Here is a 19,980-nt window from a genome sequence, read left to right as displayed (position 1 = left end):
AGATAATCCAGCGCCAATGTTTCCACCTAAAAATTAACAAATGAAAAAGACCAGAAATAAGATGCGTATAAAACTTATATTGGCCTTGGCTGCGGCTTTAATATTCACTTTTAAGGGATTTTCGCAATCCAATGCAGACGCTAAGCAGGCTATTTTTCCAAAAGGCGAACAAGGACCCGCTTCAAATTTTACGGGTAAGGCCTTTAACTACGGGCTGGTAGCAAATGACTCTACTTATCATACAGTTGTAGGAAACGTTTATTTCGAACCCGGTGCCCGCTCGAACTGGCACAGGCATCCGGCCGGTCAGATCCTTGTTATTACGGCGGGCGAGGGATATCACCAGATAAAGGGAAGGCCGATAGAAAAAATGAGGAAAGGCGATGTTGTGAAATGTCCACCTAATGTGGAGCACTGGCATGGTGCGAGTCCCAATAGCGCTCTGCACCAAATGTACATTATTCCCAATACGGAAAAAGGGATTGTTGAATGGCTGCAACCCGTTACCGACAAGGAATACAATGCATTTAAATAAACAATGACCTGGTTTGGCGGTTATGCAAACAATCGTGCTGCGTGAAGATTTCTACTTCCGCAGCACTTTTTTTCATAGAACTAATTTTATATCTTGAAAGAATTGTTGTAAGCCAGCTTCTTTTTTGAGTATGCAGCAATGAATGAATCCGGAGTATCTATACACTAGATTTTTGTTCATAACAAAATGATATGAGGCACGCACTAGCTATCGCATTGATTTGGTGGATACAACATAGTTTTTCACAAGCGCAAAATGTAAAGTTCAACCACCTTACCACTAATGAAGGACTGGCTCAAAGCCACGTTTCGGCGATATTAAAGGATAGGGAGGGTTTCATGTGGTTTGGGACAGAAGATGGATTGAATAAGTATGACAGTTATGTTTTTACGCATTACAAACATGACGTTTACGACAAAAGCAGCATTTCGGATAGCTATATTCAGGATTTGCTGGAAGATAAGCAGGGCAATTTGTGGGTTGCCACTTCCAACGGACTGGACCGATTTGACCGGACGAAAAATGGCTTTGTACATTATATTACCCAGGATATCAACGACCTTTTTGAGGATAGCAAGAGCAGGATATGGCTGGCCACTCAGGTAGGATTGTTTGTTTTTTACCCAAATAAAAAGCGTTTCAGACTGCTTCTGAACGCCGGGCAGACCAAAGGCAGCAAAACCAGAAACCCAGTCTACCGCATTGAAGAAAATAGCGATGGTTCGTTGTGGGCAGGAACCGAGAAAGGGCTTTTTCAAATCACAATCGGCGATGACTCGTACATTAGCAGAAGGGTTGACATTAACTGCGTACAATGTGCTCCGGCACCCGCGATCAGGGCGTTGCGGATGGATCGTGAGGGCCATTTGTGGATCGGTACGAAGGGAAGCGGTTTGTTTCGATATAATCTGAAAGACCGGTCTTTCCGCAATTTTCTGCACAAACCATCCGATAAGAACTCCGTCGCCCACAACGACATTCTTTCTATTCTTCAAACCAAAGACGGCAAGCTATGGATGGGGACGGAAAATGGAGGGATCAGCGTCTATGACGGTAAGGGACAATTCGGGACTTATGAGCACCGGGCCAACGAGCCAACGACGCTCAGCAATAATTCTGTATATGCGATTTACCAGGACAACGCGGAAAACACGTGGGTAGGAACCTATGCCGGCGGCGTAGACATGCTGCCGAAGTTTGGTGAAAAATTTCTCTCTTACAGGCACATACAAGGTGATCCGAACAGCCTCACCGACAATGTGGTGCTCGCCTTGTGCGGTGACAGCTCGGGCGAGAGAATTTGGATCGGGACCGATGGCGGCGGGCTGAATGTATTTGATCATCGAAACAACACTTTTGCCAGTTACCGGCACGATCCAAAGAATAAACTTTCAATCAGCAATGACTTTGTTATCTCCATTGTGCAGGTTTCCACCGATGTTCTTGCACTGGGATTTCACGATGGCGGCTTTGATCTTTTTAATGCTAAAACGGGCATAGCAGAACACCATTTGCCCAATCCCACGGACCCGAACAGTCTGTCCATTGCCGATGTAAACAATCTTTTCAAGGACAAGGACGGCAACCTGTGGATAGGAACCTGGGGAGGCGGATTGAATTACTATAATGTCAAAAGCAAGCAATTCAGGCAATATCGTACCGATCCGGATGACCGCACCAGCATTAGCTCCGACATTGTGACTTGTGTTTTTCAGGATGAGAATGGAGCAATATGGGTAGGGACTTATAATGGACTGAACAAGCTGGATAGCACGGGCCGGTATTTTACGCATTATCAGCAAAACCCCAAAGACATCTCTTTTTTGTCACAAAACAAGGTGCAATGCATCCGGGAAGCCGATGGCGGTAACTTGTGGATCGGCACTGTGGGCGGCGGACTCAATTATTTTGATACCCACACACAAACATTTAAAGCTTTTACCGAAAAGGACGGCCTGGCCAGCAATGTTGTTTTTGCCATGCTGAAAGACCGGCATAAAAACCTGTGGCTGAGTACAAACAAAGGCATTTCAAGGTTTAATATCGCCGGGAAAACCTTCCGTAATTTTGGTGTGCGGGATGGGCTGCAGAGCAATGAATTCAGGGACAATTCGTGCTTTGTTACGGCAGACGGACAAATGTTTTTTGGGGGAGTGAACGGGTTCAGTACTTTTCACCCCGATAGTATCCAGTATAACACCTTTGTTCCTCCTGTCTATCTGACCAGCTTCCAGATTTTTAACAAACCGGTTTCCGTAGGTGATAAATCGGGCATTCTGAAAAGTGATATCAGCGGCACGAAGTCCATTACGCTATCTTACAAGCAGTCTGTCATTACATTTGGATTCGCTTCGCTCAGTTATATCATTCCTGAGAAAAATCAATACGCGTATAAACTGGAAGGATTTGATCCGTATTGGAGCTACGTGGGAGAAAAGCGAACAGCAACTTACACCAATCTTGACCCCGGCACTTACACGTTCCGGTTCAGAGCATCCAACAACGACGGTGTATGGAACATGAAGGGAAACTCCGTGACCATTACGATTACCCCGCCATTCTGGCTTACCTGGTGGTTCAGGGTGATTTCGGTGATAGGCATTGCAGGTTTGCTGATCTTCATTTATAAACTCCGCACCCAATCCAACCGCAGGCAGAAAAGGTTGCTTATGACGAAGGTCAGGGAGCGCACTATCCAACTCGAAGTGGCGATCGAGGAAGAGCGGAAAGCCAAGCGTATGGCGGAAGTCGCTATCGAAGAGGAGAAAAAAGCCAAGCAGCAGGCTGAGCTGGCAAGCCAGGCGAAGAGCTCTTTTCTGGCAGTGATGAGTCACGAGATACGCACGCCTATGAATGGTGTGCTGGGTATGGCCTCCTTGTTAGCGGAGACTGATCTGGATGAGGAACAGCTCAGTTATACAAAAAGTATACAGTCAAGCGGCAGCGGCTTGCTGGCTGTGATCAATGACATTCTCGACTTTTCCAAAATAGAGTCCGGAAATATGGAGCTGGAAGAAAGGGCATTCAATCTTAGAAGCTGCATTGAAGATGTGATGGCCGTTTTTACTCCCAAAATAGTTAGATATCAGCTCAATCTGTCATATAACATCGGTCTGGATGTGCCCGAACAGCTCATTGGCGATGGACAAAGGCTTCGTCAGGTCCTGATCAACCTGATCGGCAATGCCATTAAATTTACCAAAGAGGGCGAGGTAGCTCTGACCGTAAGCCGTAACGGCAAAGATGACGGTGATCTGGTAGGGCTGCATTTTGCAATCCACGACACCGGGATCGGCATTTCCGCGAGTAAGATGGGCCGTCTGTTTAAATCGTTTTCGCAGGTAGATTCCTCCACAAGCCGTCAATACGGCGGTTCCGGCCTGGGGCTGGTGATCTGTCAAAAGCTTGTAAATATGATGGGTGGGACGATGGGTGTGACAAGCGAGGAAGGGAAAGGTAGCACGTTTTCATTTTCAATCCTTTTGCGGAAGCAAGTTCTGGTGGATGGGGAATTTTTACAGCCTGCTGTTGGGCCCGCCACAATACTGCCACACCCGGACGTTCCCGGGAAGCTGTTATATGCCAGTTTTTCGTCAAAATACCCATTGGAAATAATGGTTGCAGAAGACAATAAGGTGAATCAAATTGTGATCATGAATGTGCTGGCCAAGCTGGGCTATCATGCTGAACTGGTCATAGACGGCCTGGAAGCAGTGAATAGGAACGAGCAAAAAGCATTTGACCTCATACTCATGGATGTTCAAATGCCCGTCCTGGATGGCTTGGAAGCAACCCGGAAAATCAGAACAGAGAACCCAACCCGGCCTTACATCATCGCCATGACCGCCAACGCCTTACAGGAGGACCGGAAACGATGCGCGGCTGCGGGGATGGATAATTATATCAGTAAGCCGGTTGATCTGGAAGATTTGATGGAGATGCTGAAAGAGCTGTCGCAGAAGATGCAGGCAGCTATTAACGGCTAATGCACAGTTACTCACCGATCAACTTCTTATGGCATGTGCCCTAATAGGGTTTTCCCTAAGATTTATGAGAAAGGGACTTTTTGCTTTATGTTAACGGCTGATTCATCGTACTTTCGATGGAGTGATATAAATTTATACTGTATACATTCATGATACGAGTCCTCATAGCCGATGACCATAACGTTTTTGTTGAAGGCATTGAGTCGCTTATTTCAGGCTCACCCGACATTGAAGTGACTGAGCGCTGCTACACGGTAAAGTCAGTTATGGAGCGGTTAAGCCAGACTGCAATTGACGTCGTGTTACTTGATATTTCGTTTCCTAATATTGAAGACGGGCTTGGACTTTGTGAGTATATAGGCCGCACATTTCCGGAAACGAAAGTGGTAGCATTGACCATGCACGACGATGCGAGCCTCATTAAGCGGATCGTGAAAAAGGGTGCGAAAGGTTATTTGTTAAAGAATACTACAAAAATAGAGTTGCTTCAGGCCATAAAGGCGGTTCATGACGGTAAGCAATATTTCAACGAATCGATCACTCAAATTCTGCTGAACGATAGTCCCAAAACCAGAAGGTCAACAGCTGGAACTGGCGTAAAACCGCACCTTAGTCCGCGCGAATCGGAAGTGCTTACCCGCATTGCGCAGGGATTGACTACGCAGCAAATGGCCGCTCAGTTGTTTGTGAGCGCCAAAGCCATCGAATTTCACCGAAGCAGTCTGCTGATGAAGTTCGGCGTTCCCAACACAGCCCTGCTGATCAAGACGGCTATGGAGATGCAAATGATCGATTAGTTTTATTTTTGGCAAAACAAGCGATGCTTATGAAACTCTCTTCTCACCGGTCTGGTTGGCGGATCATTCTCCTTTTCTTAGTTATTCTGGGTGGCGGGTTTCAATCTGTGCAGGCAGTATCGGACACAACGTCCGTTGACAGCCTGAAAAAACAGATCAATCTGTTGGTTCAGGATAAGCATTATAGTCAGGCTGCCAAGGGTTATGATTCTTTGGGCAAGATTTACCACCGGCAGTACGGGTACAACAAGTACACGATGGATTCATATTTAAGCAGCTTGAAATATTACAGTCTGATGGGCGATTCGCTGGGATATTTCAATCAGTATCTGGTGATTGGAGACTACTATTCTCAGGACTATTTCATGCACGCTTACGCCGAAAAATATCTGAAAAAAGCCCAGCAATATTTCGAGCGAACCCATAACATGCCCAAAGTCATCGAGGCCCGATTGGGTTTGGACAATATCGCCCAACATATAGAACCCACGCCGCCCGGTTTGAAAACGCACCTCCGCGAAACCGAGCGACTTAGTGTAAAGTACAAACGACCTTATTCTCAGGCTTATGCACTTAGTTTGCTGGCCAATACATATTCCCGTGACAAGCAGCCCGATTCTGCATACTACTTTGCCAGCCGAAGTTTGATCATATCTAATCAATTGAAAGTTAACTGGTTAATAGCATTGAATCACTTTTACTTGGGCCTGGTTGAGCAGTTTAGAAACAATAGTAAGGCTGCTATTGAAGAATACCAGAAGAGCTACAACTTGTCGAAGGTGGAAAATAGTCTGGGCATGATGCGGGAATTGTCGCGGCATACGGCAGATAGTTATTCGCGCATGGGCGACTATAATAAGGCATACGACTGGTCACAAAAAACGCTCGATTATACGGTTCAATTTTACGCATCCGAGCAAACAAAAAGCATTCGTTTGCAGGAACTCGATAGTCAGATCAAGACGCTGGCGGTCGAAAAGCAACTGGTTGCAGAACAAAGTCGCAATCAGCATGTTTTGAACTCGGCGCTTTTCATCGGATTGATAATCAGTGTTATAGGTGTGTTCATGCTTGTGTATCTGAGACGTCAGCAAACATTGATAGATCATCAGCACACCGTCATCGCCCAGCAACAAATTCGACAATTGGAGCTAAAATCGCTTCGGGCCATGATCGAAGGTCAGGAGGGCGAACGGAGCCGGATTGCGCGTGATCTGCATGATGGTCTGGGAATTCAATTGTCACGAATTAAACTGTTCATTGAAGCACATCAGGAAGAATTGCCTTCAACCGTCAAAGAACCCTTGAACCAATTTCTGGATGAAGCATGCGCCGAAACCCGGCTGATCTCAAACGATCTGCGCCCGTATGCGCTGTCGACATTCGGCCTCGTTCCGGCGCTGGAAGATCTGGTCCAAAAACTGAATCTGGTTAATCAAACGAACCTGATTTTAGACCATTATGGCAAAATGCCACCTTTGGGCGATGAAGCTGCGGTGATGATTTATCGGGTCGTACAAGAGTTGCTCAATAACGCGCTGAAACATGCACAAGCCCAGGTGGTGACGGTCCAGCTGATGGTCAATGAAGAAACGACGCTGATTAGTGTCGATGACGATGGCCTGGGAGCTGATTTCGACAATCTGCTATCAACCGGAAGTGGCATGGCTAACATTAAATCCCGCATTGCCTATCTCGGCGGCCACGTCATGTGGCAAAGCGAAGTCGGCAAAGGAACGTCCGTGATGATTTCGTTGCCTATCGCAATCCGGCCGTTTGCTCACTATTGATTAAGATGTAGCTAGGGTCACAATCACAGACTATCAAGGTCGATTGTGCGGATTGAGGCGGTTTTAGGGATTGAGTTGCTCAGGCTTGCCCATTCCGCTGTAAGGATCTTCACCAAGCTCTTCGAAAATGCGCTCGATGCGTTTTACGAGTGACTTGCCGCCGGATTTATGTAAAAATGAAAGGTCTTTTTTTGCTCTGTCGGAGAAGGTTACAGAATATCTGCCCATATGTTTTTAAGGTCGCGAATGGAAGTCACTCTTCCAGCCTTCACGTCTTCAATACCTTCTTTAATGGCATTCAATACTTGCGGGTCCGAAAAAAAGACATCAGTTTCAGTACTTTCATCAATTGGCGTGAGTAAAACTGACTTCTTATTCTTTCCCCGGTGAATAATCACCCGTTCTTTCTCGGCAAGATCCATATAATTTTTTTCTTCCCCCGAAATTCCCTGGCTGTTATGATTCTCATGGGTGTACGAATTTTTGTACACGAATATTGGTAAATTTATTCTTTTCGAATGTTCCAGTATGGAATAATAGAAGATCTGCATAGTGATGCCATAGAGCACACTTATGTAAACTATCGCTTTCACGAACTACTATCTCGTTCAGAAGCATATTATAGGTTTTCAGTGGACGGCTTGTTGGAGATACTCCCTATTGTGGCTTGTAGTTCATGACATCTAACTCTTTTTTAATGGATTTTTTAAGTTGGTTTAGATCTTCGAAGTATGTGAGGTTTGTGGCTCTATCGTGCATTTCTAAGAACGTTTCTTTTCTAAAATTAGCAAACTCGACATTTTTCAGGATCTGTCCATGCTGATCCAAAATGTCGTAACTCCATTTCTCCGTTTTAAAATGTCTATCTGTCTCGACTGATACACTGACTCTTGGATTCCAATTGGAATCGAAAAATTTGAATTGGTAAGTTACCTTCAAGTTGGCAACCTCATAACTGTATCCTGTTGATCCTTGGATCAGATTGAATCCATTGATAAGTTTGAATTTGTGATATACTTTGTGTTCAGGAAATACGTTGTGAATGATTTTTGTATCCTTGTAAAGTAGCAGTCTGTAAGTATTTGTTATATTCTGAGGGTCTGTGTAGGACCCTATGTAGAGGTCAAAATGCTCGGGACGCTTATTTTTGTTCTTATCTAAATTTGCCGGACAGTAAATTGCCTCAGCAATTATAAGATAGTAGATTATTGGTGTATGCGCAAAGCTAAACTTAGTACTTTCGTTTAGGCTGCCGCTTTCAGACCAAGCGGCAGCCTTCATTATTGGATTGTGACGTTTGTAGATGTGTTGATAGCCAGTATGTTCGTTCCCATTAAAAAGAATTAATTGCTTTTCTGGAGAAATCCGAATTATGTCCGTTTTTCTGAAGCCTGGATGAAATAGATTCACTATTTGATATTGAGTGTCGGTTGCGTCATAAAGAATGAAGCTAATTTCTTCAAAGGTTAGTAGTGAATCTTCTTCCATTTACTTGATTTATTCATTTCCTTTCAATTCCGTTTCTATGGCCCGCTTCTCCCGCTCAATCTCCGCGATCAATTCTTCCTCTGTTGGCAAATAAAGCATGTACTTCGTAGCGAACAACTGCTTGCTATCATTCAAAATACTATACTTTACAACAGTCTCATCTTTTTCAGTACAAAGAATAATTCCGATCGTGGGATTGTCATCATCCTGCTTTTTCAAATCGTCGAACATTCGAATATACATATCCATTTGCCCCGTATCCTGGTGTGTTAGCTTGCCTGTTTTTAAATCAAAAAGTACAAAGCATTTAAGAAGATAGTTGTAGAAAACAAGGTCAATATAGAAATGACTTGTTTCTGTGCTTATTCTGAATTGTCGTCCGACAAAGGAAAAGCCTTTTCCTAATTCGAGTAAAAAATTCTGCAAGTTTTCGATTAAGGCTTTTTCAATGTCTTGCTCTAATGCATTTATCGGTTCAGGGATATTTAAGAATTCAAAAACGTATGGGTCTTTGATAAAATCGTTAGGGAGAATTTTGTCAGAATTTTGATTGTGAATTGATGTTTCTGGCCTAGTTTGAGAAGAGAGCAAACGCTGATAATAATGGGAATTGATATTACGCTCCAACGTCCGAGTACTCCACATTTGATCGGCGCATTCATTCTCATAATATGTTCGTGCCGCAGGATCTTCTACTCTCATTATGAGTCGGTAATGTGTCCAGCTCAATTCCCTACGCACTGCGTAAGATTTTTGTTTATCAGAGAAAGTCAGATAGAATTTTCGAAAATTTTCAAGGTTGGCTACTGAAAATCCTTTACCGATTTCACGGCTTAGGTCCTTCGAAAGTTGTTTGATAATGCCTTCTCCATAGGCCGCTCGGATTTCCCCAAACTGTTCTTCTTCCACGATTCTTTTACCTATCTGCCAATAAGCTTCAAGCATTGCTGTATTGACGGCCCTGTAAGCATTTTGTCTTGCAGATTGTAAAATGCGAACAACATCCTGTATTAAGGACATTTCTCGAGACTTGGATTCGATCATCGTGCTAATAGTTTCTCCAACCTTTCCATCATTTCATCCTTCTCCTTCAACATTTGCTCATACAAAGCAATCTTCTCCTCATGAAGCTGAATAATCTTTTCGATAGGATTTAAATAAATGGTGCCCTGATTAAATGAGTTGTCATTTGCATGATCGTGGTAAGTATTTGTAATGATATTAATTGCCTTCTCCTCATCAAAATTCCGTATCGCCTCAGCTGGAATTTTCAGAATTGCTGAAACCTGCTCCAAAATATCAGCATCAATCTTTTCCTTCTGTTCGAGCAATGAGATTTTTTGCTGGTTCCATTCTTCGCCGAGCTCAAATGCAAGGAAATCTTGTTTTATCCCGAGCATTTCTCGAAATCTTTTCAGGTTGCGGCCTTCGTGGATCTTTGGATTGGAGGTAGTATGTGTCATACAGAGACGGTTTTTGTTAAAAAGGCAATTTATATAAATCCTTCGGGAAGTTCAGGTATATTTTACAGGCCAGGGAATGTAAGTTACCGGTTGCAGATTGTTGGGTATGTTTTTCAGGATTGCATGCTGCTATGCATTGTGCTGCTCTCAGCACAGTTGGACAGACTCCAAGGGTTTTCCCTAAGTTTTAAAAAAGTAGGGTTTCCCTTATTCTATGTCCATGTTGATTCGTCCTATTTTTGCTGGATAAAATTCTATTTATCCTGCGGGATCTTCATGTACATTAATTTTTAAAATGATTCGAATATCAATCGCTTTAATCGTCCTCTTTTCTGCCTCAAATGCTGCAACCCGGACCCAAAAACTGATAGACCCGAAAGCAACCAGAGAGACGGCGGCACTATACCAGAATATGCACAAGCTAGCCAAAAAGCACATACTTTTTGGACATCAGGATGCAACCGATTATGGACACGGCTGGCGTGACGAAGCGGGAAGATCGGACGTGAAATCGGTGGTTGGCGCGCATCCGGCAGTCATTGGTGTGGACATTGCGCCGCTGACAGGCAGACCAGCGGAATCTATAAAAAAGAGTGAAGAGCGTTTAAGAAAACTCGTCACGGACACTTACGCCCGTGGTGGGATTACAACCATCTCCTGGCATTTTTCCAATCCGGTTTCGGGCGGTGGCTTTTACTGGAAAGATTCTGTTTCGTTGCCGGCGGTGAAATATATTGTTCCGGGAGGCAAAAACCATGAGGATTATAAACTCATTTTGCAGGGTTTGGCTGGCTGGTTCAAAAGTTTGAAAGGTGCGAACGGAGAAGATATTCCGCTTATTTTCAGGCCTTATCATGAGTTTGACGGCGATTGGTTCTGGTGGGGCAAGTCACATTGCACGCCGGACGAGTTCAAGTCGTTGTGGCAATTCACGGCGGGCTATCTGCGGGATAGTCTGGATGTTCATAACCTGATTTACGCCTTTTCTCCTGACAATAAATTCAACACTGTCGCAGAGTTCACCGAGCGTTATCCTGGCAATGAATGGGTGGATATGGTTGGCATGGACAACTACGGCGATATGGGCCGGGATGGCAAGTACAATCTGGATCAGGCGATTAAAAAAATCAAAATCGTCAACGACTTTGCACTGCAAAACAAAAAACTTGCAGCATTCACCGAGACCGGTCTTGAATCCATCGTGAATCCGGTTTGGTATACCGATGTGCTGCTTAAAGTGCTTCAAAAGAACAAGTTGAACCTTGCTTACGTGCTTGTTTGGCGCAATGATACCAAAAGCTCCACCCATTATTACGCGCCATTTCCCGGGCATCCGGCCGCACTGGATTTCAAGAAGTTTTACGACGATGAATACACGCTGTTTGAAGGCGATTTGAAGCAGATTTACAGCCGATAGCGCATTCAATTTGCCGCCGGATGCGGTGGCGTTAAACGAATTATACCTTTAAAACCAAACCATGTAAAAGTATGAAACATGCTTTACTAAGTCGACGCGCCTGTGCCGCGGCTGTTACCCGCCTGGTGCCAGTGCTTAATCAGGTGAAGATCAGAAGAATGAAGAAATTGGCAGCCTGTGTTGTTGTAATGTCCTTAATGAAAGCAAATTATGACGTATATGCAACCAGCGTTCGAAAGTTCCATATTGAAAATAGCACGGAAAATCAACTGCCGGTGATTGAAGTGAGTGGCAAGGTGGTAGATGACAGAGGCGAGCCGCTGCCGGGCGTCAGCATTGTGATCAAAGGGACGACGCAGGGAACAACCACAGGCGCAGACGGCAAGTACGCGCTGGCGGTTCCGGGAAACAACTCGGTGCTGATCTTCTCATTTGTAGGGTATTTGTCCAAAGAAATAGTTGTAGGCACGCAAAGCACCATTAATGTAACGCTTCCCGTGGATACAAAGGCATTGGAAGAAGTGGTTGTAGTCGGTTACGGTGAAATGAAACGTGCCGATCTGACCACAGCGCAGACCTCAATTTCTTCCAAGGATATTGAAAAAACGGTTAACACAACCATTGAACAGGCTATCCAGGGTCGGTCTGCGGGTGTGTATGTGACGCAAAACTCAGGGCAACCGGGCGGTGGTATTTCGGTGAATATCCGGGGCGTTAACTCGATCAGCGGAAGTAACGAGCCATTATATGTAGTCGATGGCGTGCAGATTCCGGGCCAGTCGGCTTCCTACGGATCGCAGAGTTCTTCCAATCCACTTGCTGGTTTGAACCCTGCTGACATTGAGTCCATTGAAGTTTTACAAGGTCCTTCGGCAACGGCTATTTATGGTTCAAGAGCTACTAATGGTGTTCTGATCGTCACCACAAAAAGGGGAAAATCAGGCGATACCAAAATCTCTTACGGATATCAATATAGTTTGCAGACGCCCCCATCGCCGCTGAAAGTAATGAATATGCAGCAATACGCGAAGATGGTGGGTGAATACCATGCCATTGCGGGCGGTGATACGCCGGGCGAATTTCTTGATCCATCGTTGCTCGGTCCTGGTACAGACTGGCAAAAAGAGCTTTTCAAAAGCGCACCCATGAACAAGCACCAGCTAAGCCTGAGCGGTGGAAATGACAAGACGACCTATTATTTGTCAGGCGAATATCTCAAACAGGATGGTGTGGCATTAGGCTCTGGTTTTAACAGATATGGATTCAGGCTCAACCTTGATAACAAACCCAGAAAATGGGCGACGATTGGAGCCAATCTTAGCTTTAACCAAACAAATGATAACCTGACCACCAGTCAGGAAAACGTCATTGCCAGCGCATTGCAGCTGACCCCGCAGGTTCCGGTAAGAAATCTGGACGGCTCATGGGGCGGGGGCGATGAGAACAATGGTGCCAACCAGTTTGCACCCGTTAATCCAATCGCGATCGCCAACCTGACCACCAATAAGCTCGTAAGAAGGCAATTTTTGGGTGGATTGAACCTGGGCATTGAAATCATGAAAGGCCTGAACTTCCGCTCATCCTTTAACACAAACCTGGGCTTTTCAAACTCGACGTATTACATTCCAACCTATGCCATCGGCTGGGCAAGAAATGTAACTGCCTCACTTACAAACGGAACGGGTGTCAACACGTATTACAACTGGAACCAGCTTTTGGAATATAACAAGCAGCTCGGCAAGCACAGTATCAATGTGATGGTAACCCACGAAGCGCAGGCTTCGACCTATAAAAATGTGGGCGGAACCCGGACGGGATTTTTAACTAATGACATTCTCGATCTGGCTGCGGGTGACGCATTGACATCAAGCAACTCAGGCGGCTCGGGCGAATGGGCCATGGAATCGTACCTGGGAAGATTGAACTACAATTACGCCGATCGCTACATTGTGATGGCGACAGTAAGACGCGATGGCTCGGCCAATTTTGGTAAAGAAAACAAGTGGGGCTTTTTCCCGTCGGTGTCCGCAGCATGGCGCGTTTCGCAGGAGTCTTTCTTTAATATACCCGCCATCAGCGACCTGAAACTGCGTTTTGAAACGGGCGTAACGGGAAATCAGGGCGGGGGAGGCATTTACTCGCCGATGGGAACGGGCGCAACGCCCACTTCCACGGGTTTCCTGCCAACCAAATACAGCAACCAGGGTTTGAAATGGGAAGAAACCAAAACCAACAACTTCGGTATCAACGTAGCATTGTTTGACAACCGGATCCAGTTTGAGGTGGATTATTATATCAAAGACACTGATAACCTGCTGATGGAGAAGCCGCTTCCCTGGTATATGGGAACCAATGGCACGGGTGCGGTAAGCTCTCCGACGGTGAACATTGGTGCGCTGCAAAATAAGGGTTATGGCTTTACTATCAACACGATCAACATCAATAAAGGCGGCTTCAAATGGGAAAGCAGCCTGAATATTTCCAGTTTCAAAACCAAAATCAAATCGTTTTACTCCGAAAGTGCATTCGTAGACCGCACGTCCTGGTGGATGCAGGATTGGACGCAACGTTCCGAAGTGGGCGAAGCGCCATGGTTGTTCCGGGGCTATATGGAAGAAGGTTTATTCCAGAATGTCGCCGAGATCGACGGCAGCGCAGTTCCGGTTGACAACAATGGAGACCGCTTGCCAACCAATATCGATAATATCTGGGTAGGCGATGTGAAATTCAAAGACATCAATGGCGACGGAAAAATCAATGAAATGGACCTGACCAACATTGGTAACCCCTGGCCGAAAATGTTTGCCGGTTTTACCAACACATTCTCCTACAAAGGTTTTGACCTGAGTTTGTTGTTCACCAGCACGTATGGAAACGACATTTATAATTACCTGGGCAAGCTTAATACCAACGCGAGCAACATTAACCTGAGCCGCAACCTGCTCGTACACGCCATGGATTATGCCAAGCCAATTACGAATGAAGCTGGCGAGGTGGTGCTGGCCAATCCCGGAACAGACGTGGCGCGCATATCTAATGGGCCTAACAATAACTTTAACCGGCATACAGACAAATGGGTAGAGGATGGTTCATTTATCCGGCTCAAAAACGTTTCGTTGAACTACAATGTGCCGGCAGCATTCTTGTCAAAACAAAAAGTAATTAGGGGTGCAAGGATCTCAGTTGGCGCACAAAATGTGCTCACATTCACCAAATACACTGGATTTGATCCTGAGGTAGGGGCCTACGTATCTCGGGATGCAAGTCCTGGAAATCAGGCGATCGGTCTGGATTATGGTCGCTATCCGCTGACTCCTGTTTACACTTTTAGCCTCGGCCTGGACTTCTAAAAAACGAATCAGATGAAAATTTTAAAAAATATTCTTTATCTCGGAAGCTTATTCGGCTCGCTGCTTGCGGCGACTTCCTGCTCAGAAGATTTTCTGGAAAGACCTCCGGTCGACGCCATTGTCGATGCAGGTTTTTACCAAACAGACGATCAGGTCTTAGCCTCGACCGCATTGCTTTACAGCAAGGTATGGTTTGATTACAATGATAAAGCATCCTACAATCTGGGCGATTTCAGGGCGGGAACAGCATTTTCTGCCTATAATGATCGCGGTAATGTGCTTTTTAATACCACTGGAAACACGCCTGAGAATGGTTCGGCATGGCGCTCGTTCTTTATCGTAGTGGGTCAGTCCAATCTGGCGATCAGTAACATTAATCAGTATGCGGGAGACGCGGTTTCTCCGGCGATCAAGAAAATGGCGATTGCCGAGGCGCGATTTATGCGCGCCGTGGCTTACCGGTCGCTTGTGATGAACTGGGGGGCTGTGCCGATCATTGAAAATAACCTGGAACTGCTCTCCGATACGACGGTTTCACGAAACACGCCTGAAAGTGTCTGGAAGTTTCTCACAAGCGAAATGCGTCAGGTGGCCGAAGATCTTCCTGCTACACCCATTCGTCCGGGCCGCATTACCCGATGGTCCGCAGAAGGAATGCTGGCGCGTTTTTACCTGACGCGTGCAGGTGTGGAGTCGGCAGGATCGGGAACCAGAAACCAGGCTTTTTTGGATAGCGCCAAATACTATTCCGAAAGGGTGATTACGCAAAGCGGCTTGTCGCTGCTAAAAAACTATGGCGACCTGTTCCTGTTTCCTTATGACAACAATTCCGAATCGCTTTTCTCGCTGCAATGGGTTTATTCACCCGGCGCTTATGGTACGCAAAATTCGACGCCGGCTTACCTGGCATTTAGTCCCGATATTGCAAACGGCGATGGCTGGGGCGGTGACAAAAGCGCCACCTGGTGGATGCTCGGCCAATATGAAGGTATAAAGCAGACCGCCACCGGTATGCAGGGACGCACCGTAGACCAGCGGCTAAAAGCGACATTCATGCTTCCGGGCGCATCTTATCCTGAGATTACGCAGACGATCCCGGGTGGTGAGCAGAAGTTGATCGTTCCTAATCCGGGCGGCGACAACAATTTTGTCTCCATCAAAAAATACGTGACCGGGAAGGCCAAGGACGTCGGCGGCTTGTCGGCTTCACAGAACTACGGACACGATACATATATGATGCGTCTGGCTGAAATGTATCTGGTGTATGCAGAAGCTGTTTTGGGAAACAATGCATCGACTAACGATCCCACCGCGCTGAAATATTACAATGCGATACATACGCGTGCTGGCTTGCCGGTTTTCGCGGGGCCTTTAACATTCGACATTATTTTCAAGGAACGACTGGTGGAATTTGCCATGGAAGGAATGGCGTGGTATGACCTGGTGAGCCTGCATTACTATAATCCCACGAAAGCCTATGCCATCCTGAACAGTCAGGACAGGGGATTGTTCGCCACGGCGCCGGATGTTTTTCCAAACCCGACATCGTGGACATTTACCAAAACGGCCTGGTCGACGACCGAGCGCACGATCAATGCGAACAGCGGAAATTTCCTGCTGCCAATCCCGTCCGCAGAGCTGAGCCAGGCGCCCAATCTGCAAAAACCCGCTGTGGATTATTACAGCAAATAATTTTCGGATTTATAAAAATCGACATTCAAATGAAAAACAGATATAGATCGGCCCTGATGTTTGCCCTGCTGGTGCTCATGGCTGCATTTCAGATTTCGTGTAAGGAAGATGACGTTGACACGCATGGCGAACCTTCCATTACTTACATCCGCGTGACCAACCCGGCTTCGTCGGATTCATTGCTGGTTGGCGCTTTCCAAAGCAACCTCATCGCGATTGTTGGGGAGAATTTGCAGGACGTTACCGAAATATGGTTCAATGATCAGAAAGCGGTTTTGACACCCACTTACATTACCAGTAAGAGCATTCTGGTGAGTGTTCCCGCAATGGTCCCGAAGGAGATCAGCAACAAGATGCGCATGATTTTCTCAAACGGCCGGACGCTCGAACACGATTTCGAAGTGCAGATCAGCGAACCCGAACTGACGGGCATGAACTGTGAATATGTGGCAACGGGCGGCATAGCGACCATTAACGGAAACTATTTTTACCCGCCGCTTACGGTCACATTTGCAGGAGGTGCAACGGGTGAGCTGGTTTCGGTAACCGACCAGATCATCCAGGTGCGCGTGCCCCAAGGCTCGCTGCCAGGGCAGGTGACGGTAAAAACTGCTTTTGGAGAAACGAAGTCGGACTTCTGGTTCCGGGATAATCGCAACATCTTTTTGAGTAATGATCCCTTTACAGGCTGGTGGAACCAGGCTTATGTGGTTACTAAGCCAGGCGCTGGAGATCCGTCGGCGATTAATGGAAATTACATTCGGGTGAAAGAAGTGGTCAGTGGCTGGCAATGGAAGGAAGTAGCAGGAGGACCACCTGATGCCATGGGGCCGATCAGTAAAAACATTCCAGACGAAGCGATTTTAAGACCGGCAGATTATAACCTGAAATTTGAGGTCAATACTTTAAAACCTTACAATAATAATTTGCTCAAAATCAATGTGGGGCTGGCAAAAGACTTTACCACCGACGCTTACCAGTGGGCGCCGCCTTACGATACGAAGGGCGAATGGAAAACGGTTGTTATTCCTTTTAACGAAATAGCAGCCAGCTATGAAAGTCTGGGCGTAAAAATGGCTGTGAATCCCAACGGTTATTACACCCGGCTGCTATTCCACGGCGGAGGAGACCTGGATGCTGATATATCCATGGACAATTTCAGGGTAGTGCCAAAAATTCTCAAAAAGTAACATTCAAAGACATTCAGGATGAAAAAAATATATGATTTGCGGTTTCTTACCGCAGCGGTTTTTCTAGTGCTTGCGGGGCTGCTGATAGCCTGCAACGACGACGAAGTTGCCACAAGCAGCGAAGTGCAATTGCTGAGTTTCGGGCCTTCGGGCGTGAGCTTGGGGGATACGATCAGTTTTATTGGTAAAAATCTGGATAAAGTAACTTCCGTTGAACTGACAGGCGCCAGCGTTCCGGCGTCTGCATTTGTAAAACAAACTCCCGATCGCATTGTGCTGACCGTTCCCAACGAAACCTCGGAAGGGCTTGTAACCCTGAAAACAACCGCAGGGGACATTGTTTCCAAAACCATACTGAGCCTGGAAGTGCCCGTAGAAATTACCAAAATCCCCGCTCAGGCCAAACCCGGCGATAAGATCACCATTTCAGGGAAATACCTGAATTGGGTGAAGGGGGTCACATTTGCGCAGGATACGACGGTAACCGAATTTGTAAGCCAAACCATGACGGAGCTGGTCGTAACTGTGCCTTTTGGCGCTCAAACCGGCCCGGTCATTTTTTCAGCCGGTGGCACCGAACCACTCTCCATTGAATCCGAAACGGAACTGGTCATCACATTGCCAGCAATAAAAAGCTTCGCGCCAGCGGTTGCCGAACGTGAGAAAAATCTGACCATTACGGGCACCAATCTGGATTTGACAATGGGCGTGCTATTTACCGGTTTAACAGAGCCTGTGACCGCGTTCGTCAGCAAAGCACCTGGTCAGTTGGTTGTAAAAATTCCCAAAACAGCCACGAAGGGAAAAATTAGTTTGATTGCCTATTCTGGCCCGCCTGTTGAATCGAAAGATTCACTAAAATTCGTTGGCGAGAAGTAAGCTTTGCTATTCCTAACCCTTTAAATTATTATGAAAAAAATCTATCTAAGCATTGCGCTTTTAGCTGCATTCAACAGCACGATTGCCCAGCAAAAATCGCCCGCTCCGCAAACATTAAACTACAAAGCTGACCTCAAAGCCACCGGCACGAGCGAAGACAAAACAAAACGCATTGACTCGCTGCTACAAAGTTTTATTGATCAGAAAAAGGCGAGTAGCATTGTAGGTTTTGTTGCCAAAGGCGGGAATGTCGTTTATAACAAAGCATTTGGGTATAAAGACGTTGAAAACAAGGTTCCGGCGGCCGTGGATGATTACTATATCCTGTTTTCTCAAACCAAAGCCGTGACGACCGTAGCATTTATGACACTGGTGGAAAGGGGATTGGTTTCGGTTGATGATCCGGTTTCCAAATATTTCCCCGAGATATCCGATAAAGTGGCGACGGCCATTAAAGAAGATGGGATATTTGAGACAAGGCCGGTGAAGACGCCAATGACATTTGCGCATCTCATGTCGCACTCGTCGGGCATCAGCGCCGGGCTGGTAGGAAAGGCGCGTCGTGCCGAAATGGAGAAAAAAAACGCCGCTGCAACCTCAGGAGCCACGTCACCGGCAGGACCGGGACAGCGGACCGGCGGCGCTGGCACTTCGAAGTATCTGAAAGATGAAATGATCGCGCTTGCTAAGTATCCCTTGGGTTTCGATCCGGGAAGCGAATGGAGTTACCATATCAGCACCAATATGCTGGCTTATATGGTGGAGCTCATTTCGGGCAAAAGTCTGCGTGAATATGTCAAATCAACGGTTCTGGATCCGTTGGGAATGACCGAAACAGACTGGTATTATGAGCCCTCGAAAATGAGCCGGTTCGTGAAGGCTTACAGCGACATCGATGGCAAACTCGTGGCCGAATCCAACAAGTATAGCGAGACCACGATCAGCCCGGTACAAACTTATGCCGAGGGCGCTATTGGATTAAACGGACCTATCGGCGACTATGCCAAATTCTGCCAAATGCTGCTCAACAAAGGCGAGTACAATGGCAAGCGCATTCTCAAACCGGAGACCATTGAGCTGATGACCAAAGTGAACCGCCTGCCTGAGGTGAATTCCGGCGGAAAAGGCTTTCAGTTCGGGCTTGGATTCGAGCTATACAATGCAGAGAAGAAACCGGTTCCGGAAGTTTCCAACACCGCATTTGCCTGGGGAGGACTTTACGGCACGGATTACATTATCGATCCCGAAAACAATATGATCGTGCTGTTTTACCTGAATATGCCCAAACACGAGCCGATGTATAAGCCATTTTTGAGCAAAGCTTATCAGCTCTTCAGGTAATATTGTCAGCTGTTCAGACTTCTAAAATTGAAATTTATTTAAGCATTTTCCT

General features: G+C 46.2%; 15 protein-coding genes. 10 read left to right on the top strand and 5 right to left on the bottom strand.

The features are described from left to right. The first annotated feature begins 40 nt into the window (after positions 1-40). The 4 genes from LZG74_RS09885 to LZG74_RS09870 all read left to right on the top strand — a co-directional run bounded on the left by LZG74_RS09885 (position 41) and on the right by LZG74_RS09870 (position 7,108). On the top strand, positions 41-535 hold the full coding sequence (locus LZG74_RS09885) for a cupin domain-containing protein (RefSeq protein WP_233796416.1): 495 nt from the start codon (positions 41-43) through the stop codon (positions 533-535). Between the two features lie 191 nt (positions 536-726). Next, positions 727-4,521, top strand: a complete 3,795-nt coding sequence (locus tag LZG74_RS09880; RefSeq protein ID WP_233796415.1) for a hybrid sensor histidine kinase/response regulator — start codon at positions 727-729, stop codon at positions 4,519-4,521. Positions 4,522-4,670: 149 nt separating this feature from the next. Then, the gene (locus LZG74_RS09875; protein WP_233796414.1) at positions 4,671-5,318 is read left to right on the top strand and encodes a response regulator transcription factor; all 648 of its coding nucleotides are present in this window, start codon (positions 4,671-4,673) and stop codon (positions 5,316-5,318) included. Between the two features lie 29 nt (positions 5,319-5,347). Next, positions 5,348-7,108, top strand: coding sequence for a sensor histidine kinase (locus tag LZG74_RS09870; protein ID WP_233796413.1), 1,761 nt, complete (start codon positions 5,348-5,350; stop codon positions 7,106-7,108). Between the two features lie 63 nt (positions 7,109-7,171). Here the strand turns inward: LZG74_RS09870 and LZG74_RS09865 are convergent, their stop codons facing one another. From LZG74_RS09865 to LZG74_RS09845, 5 genes are all read right to left on the bottom strand, one after another. Further along, positions 7,172-7,336 carry a type II toxin-antitoxin system YoeB family toxin gene (locus tag LZG74_RS09865; RefSeq protein WP_233796412.1) on the bottom strand — a complete coding sequence of 55 codons (165 nt, stop codon included), beginning with the start codon at positions 7,334-7,336 and terminating at the stop codon, positions 7,172-7,174. Next, positions 7,318-7,599, bottom strand: coding sequence for a hypothetical protein (locus tag LZG74_RS09860; protein ID WP_233796411.1), 282 nt, complete (start codon positions 7,597-7,599; stop codon positions 7,318-7,320). The genes LZG74_RS09865 and LZG74_RS09860 overlap by 19 nt, the downstream gene beginning before the upstream one ends. Positions 7,600-7,765: 166 nt before the next feature. Then, the gene (locus LZG74_RS09855; protein ID WP_233796410.1) at positions 7,766-8,596 is read right to left on the bottom strand and encodes a hypothetical protein; all 831 of its coding nucleotides are present in this window, start codon (positions 8,594-8,596) and stop codon (positions 7,766-7,768) included. Positions 8,597-8,605: 9 nt separating this feature from the next. Then, complete coding sequence (locus tag LZG74_RS09850; RefSeq protein WP_233796409.1) at positions 8,606-9,640, bottom strand: YhcG family protein; 1,035 nt, start codon at positions 9,638-9,640, stop codon at positions 8,606-8,608. After that, complete coding sequence (locus LZG74_RS09845; protein ID WP_233796408.1) at positions 9,637-10,059, bottom strand: helix-turn-helix transcriptional regulator; 423 nt, start codon at positions 10,057-10,059, stop codon at positions 9,637-9,639. Before LZG74_RS09845 ends, LZG74_RS09850 begins: the two co-directional genes overlap by 4 nt. A 295-nt stretch (positions 10,060-10,354) precedes the next feature. On the opposite strand from LZG74_RS09845, the gene LZG74_RS09840 reads away from it, so the two are divergent. From LZG74_RS09840 to LZG74_RS09815, 6 genes are all read left to right on the top strand, one after another. Continuing rightward, entirely contained in the window at positions 10,355-11,476 is a 1,122-nt protein-coding gene (locus LZG74_RS09840; RefSeq protein ID WP_233796407.1) for a glycoside hydrolase family 26 protein, read from the top strand. Positions 11,477-11,547: 71 nt separating this feature from the next. Next, positions 11,548-14,826 carry a TonB-dependent receptor gene (locus LZG74_RS09835; protein ID WP_233796406.1) on the top strand — a complete coding sequence of 1,093 codons (3,279 nt, stop codon included), beginning with the start codon at positions 11,548-11,550 and terminating at the stop codon, positions 14,824-14,826. A 12-nt stretch (positions 14,827-14,838) separates the two neighbouring features. Further along, the gene (locus LZG74_RS09830) at positions 14,839-16,518 is read left to right on the top strand and encodes a RagB/SusD family nutrient uptake outer membrane protein (RefSeq protein WP_233796405.1); all 1,680 of its coding nucleotides are present in this window, start codon (positions 14,839-14,841) and stop codon (positions 16,516-16,518) included. Positions 16,519-16,547: 29 nt separating this feature from the next. After that, positions 16,548-17,708 (top strand): glycan-binding surface protein, encoded by a 1,161-nt coding sequence (locus LZG74_RS09825; RefSeq protein ID WP_233796404.1) that lies wholly within the window; start codon positions 16,548-16,550, stop codon positions 17,706-17,708. An 18-nt stretch (positions 17,709-17,726) separates the two neighbouring features. Beyond that, the gene (locus tag LZG74_RS09820; protein WP_233796403.1) at positions 17,727-18,587 is read left to right on the top strand and encodes a hypothetical protein; all 861 of its coding nucleotides are present in this window, start codon (positions 17,727-17,729) and stop codon (positions 18,585-18,587) included. A 30-nt stretch (positions 18,588-18,617) separates the two neighbouring features. Then, positions 18,618-19,928, top strand: a complete 1,311-nt coding sequence (locus LZG74_RS09815; RefSeq protein ID WP_233796402.1) for a serine hydrolase — start codon at positions 18,618-18,620, stop codon at positions 19,926-19,928. Positions 19,929-19,980 lie beyond the last annotated feature (52 nt).

The sequence above is a fragment of the Dyadobacter sp. CY327 genome (assembly GCF_021390415.1).
Lineage (GTDB): Bacteria > Bacteroidota > Bacteroidia > Cytophagales > Spirosomataceae > Dyadobacter > Dyadobacter chenhuakuii.
This window is presented reverse-complemented; position numbering and strand designations above follow the sequence as displayed.

What these genes read in the sequence shown, in the direction of transcription:
- LZG74_RS09865 (WP_233796412.1), bottom strand. Translation starts at nt 7,336, where the DNA reads ATGGGCAGATATTCTGTAACCTTCTCCGACAGAGCAAAAAAAGACCTT.
- LZG74_RS09885 (WP_233796416.1), top strand. Translation starts at nt 41, where the DNA reads ATGAAAAAGACCAGAAATAAGATGCGTATAAAACTTATATTGGCCTTG.
- LZG74_RS09815 (WP_233796402.1), top strand. Translation starts at nt 18,618, where the DNA reads ATGAAAAAAATCTATCTAAGCATTGCGCTTTTAGCTGCATTCAACAGC.
- LZG74_RS09880 (WP_233796415.1), top strand. Translation starts at nt 727, where the DNA reads ATGAGGCACGCACTAGCTATCGCATTGATTTGGTGGATACAACATAGT.
- LZG74_RS09840 (WP_233796407.1), top strand. Translation starts at nt 10,355, where the DNA reads ATGATTCGAATATCAATCGCTTTAATCGTCCTCTTTTCTGCCTCAAAT.
- LZG74_RS09845 (WP_233796408.1), bottom strand. Translation starts at nt 10,059, where the DNA reads ATGACACATACTACCTCCAATCCAAAGATCCACGAAGGCCGCAACCTG.
- LZG74_RS09820 (WP_233796403.1), top strand. Translation starts at nt 17,727, where the DNA reads ATGAAAAAAATATATGATTTGCGGTTTCTTACCGCAGCGGTTTTTCTA.
- LZG74_RS09850 (WP_233796409.1), bottom strand. Translation starts at nt 9,640, where the DNA reads ATGATCGAATCCAAGTCTCGAGAAATGTCCTTAATACAGGATGTTGTT.
- LZG74_RS09855 (WP_233796410.1), bottom strand. Translation starts at nt 8,596, where the DNA reads ATGGAAGAAGATTCACTACTAACCTTTGAAGAAATTAGCTTCATTCTT.
- LZG74_RS09830 (WP_233796405.1), top strand. Translation starts at nt 14,839, where the DNA reads ATGAAAATTTTAAAAAATATTCTTTATCTCGGAAGCTTATTCGGCTCG.
- LZG74_RS09825 (WP_233796404.1), top strand. Translation starts at nt 16,548, where the DNA reads ATGAAAAACAGATATAGATCGGCCCTGATGTTTGCCCTGCTGGTGCTC.
- LZG74_RS09835 (WP_233796406.1), top strand. Translation starts at nt 11,548, where the DNA reads ATGAAACATGCTTTACTAAGTCGACGCGCCTGTGCCGCGGCTGTTACC.
- LZG74_RS09875 (WP_233796414.1), top strand. Translation starts at nt 4,671, where the DNA reads ATGATACGAGTCCTCATAGCCGATGACCATAACGTTTTTGTTGAAGGC.
- LZG74_RS09870 (WP_233796413.1), top strand. Translation starts at nt 5,348, where the DNA reads ATGAAACTCTCTTCTCACCGGTCTGGTTGGCGGATCATTCTCCTTTTC.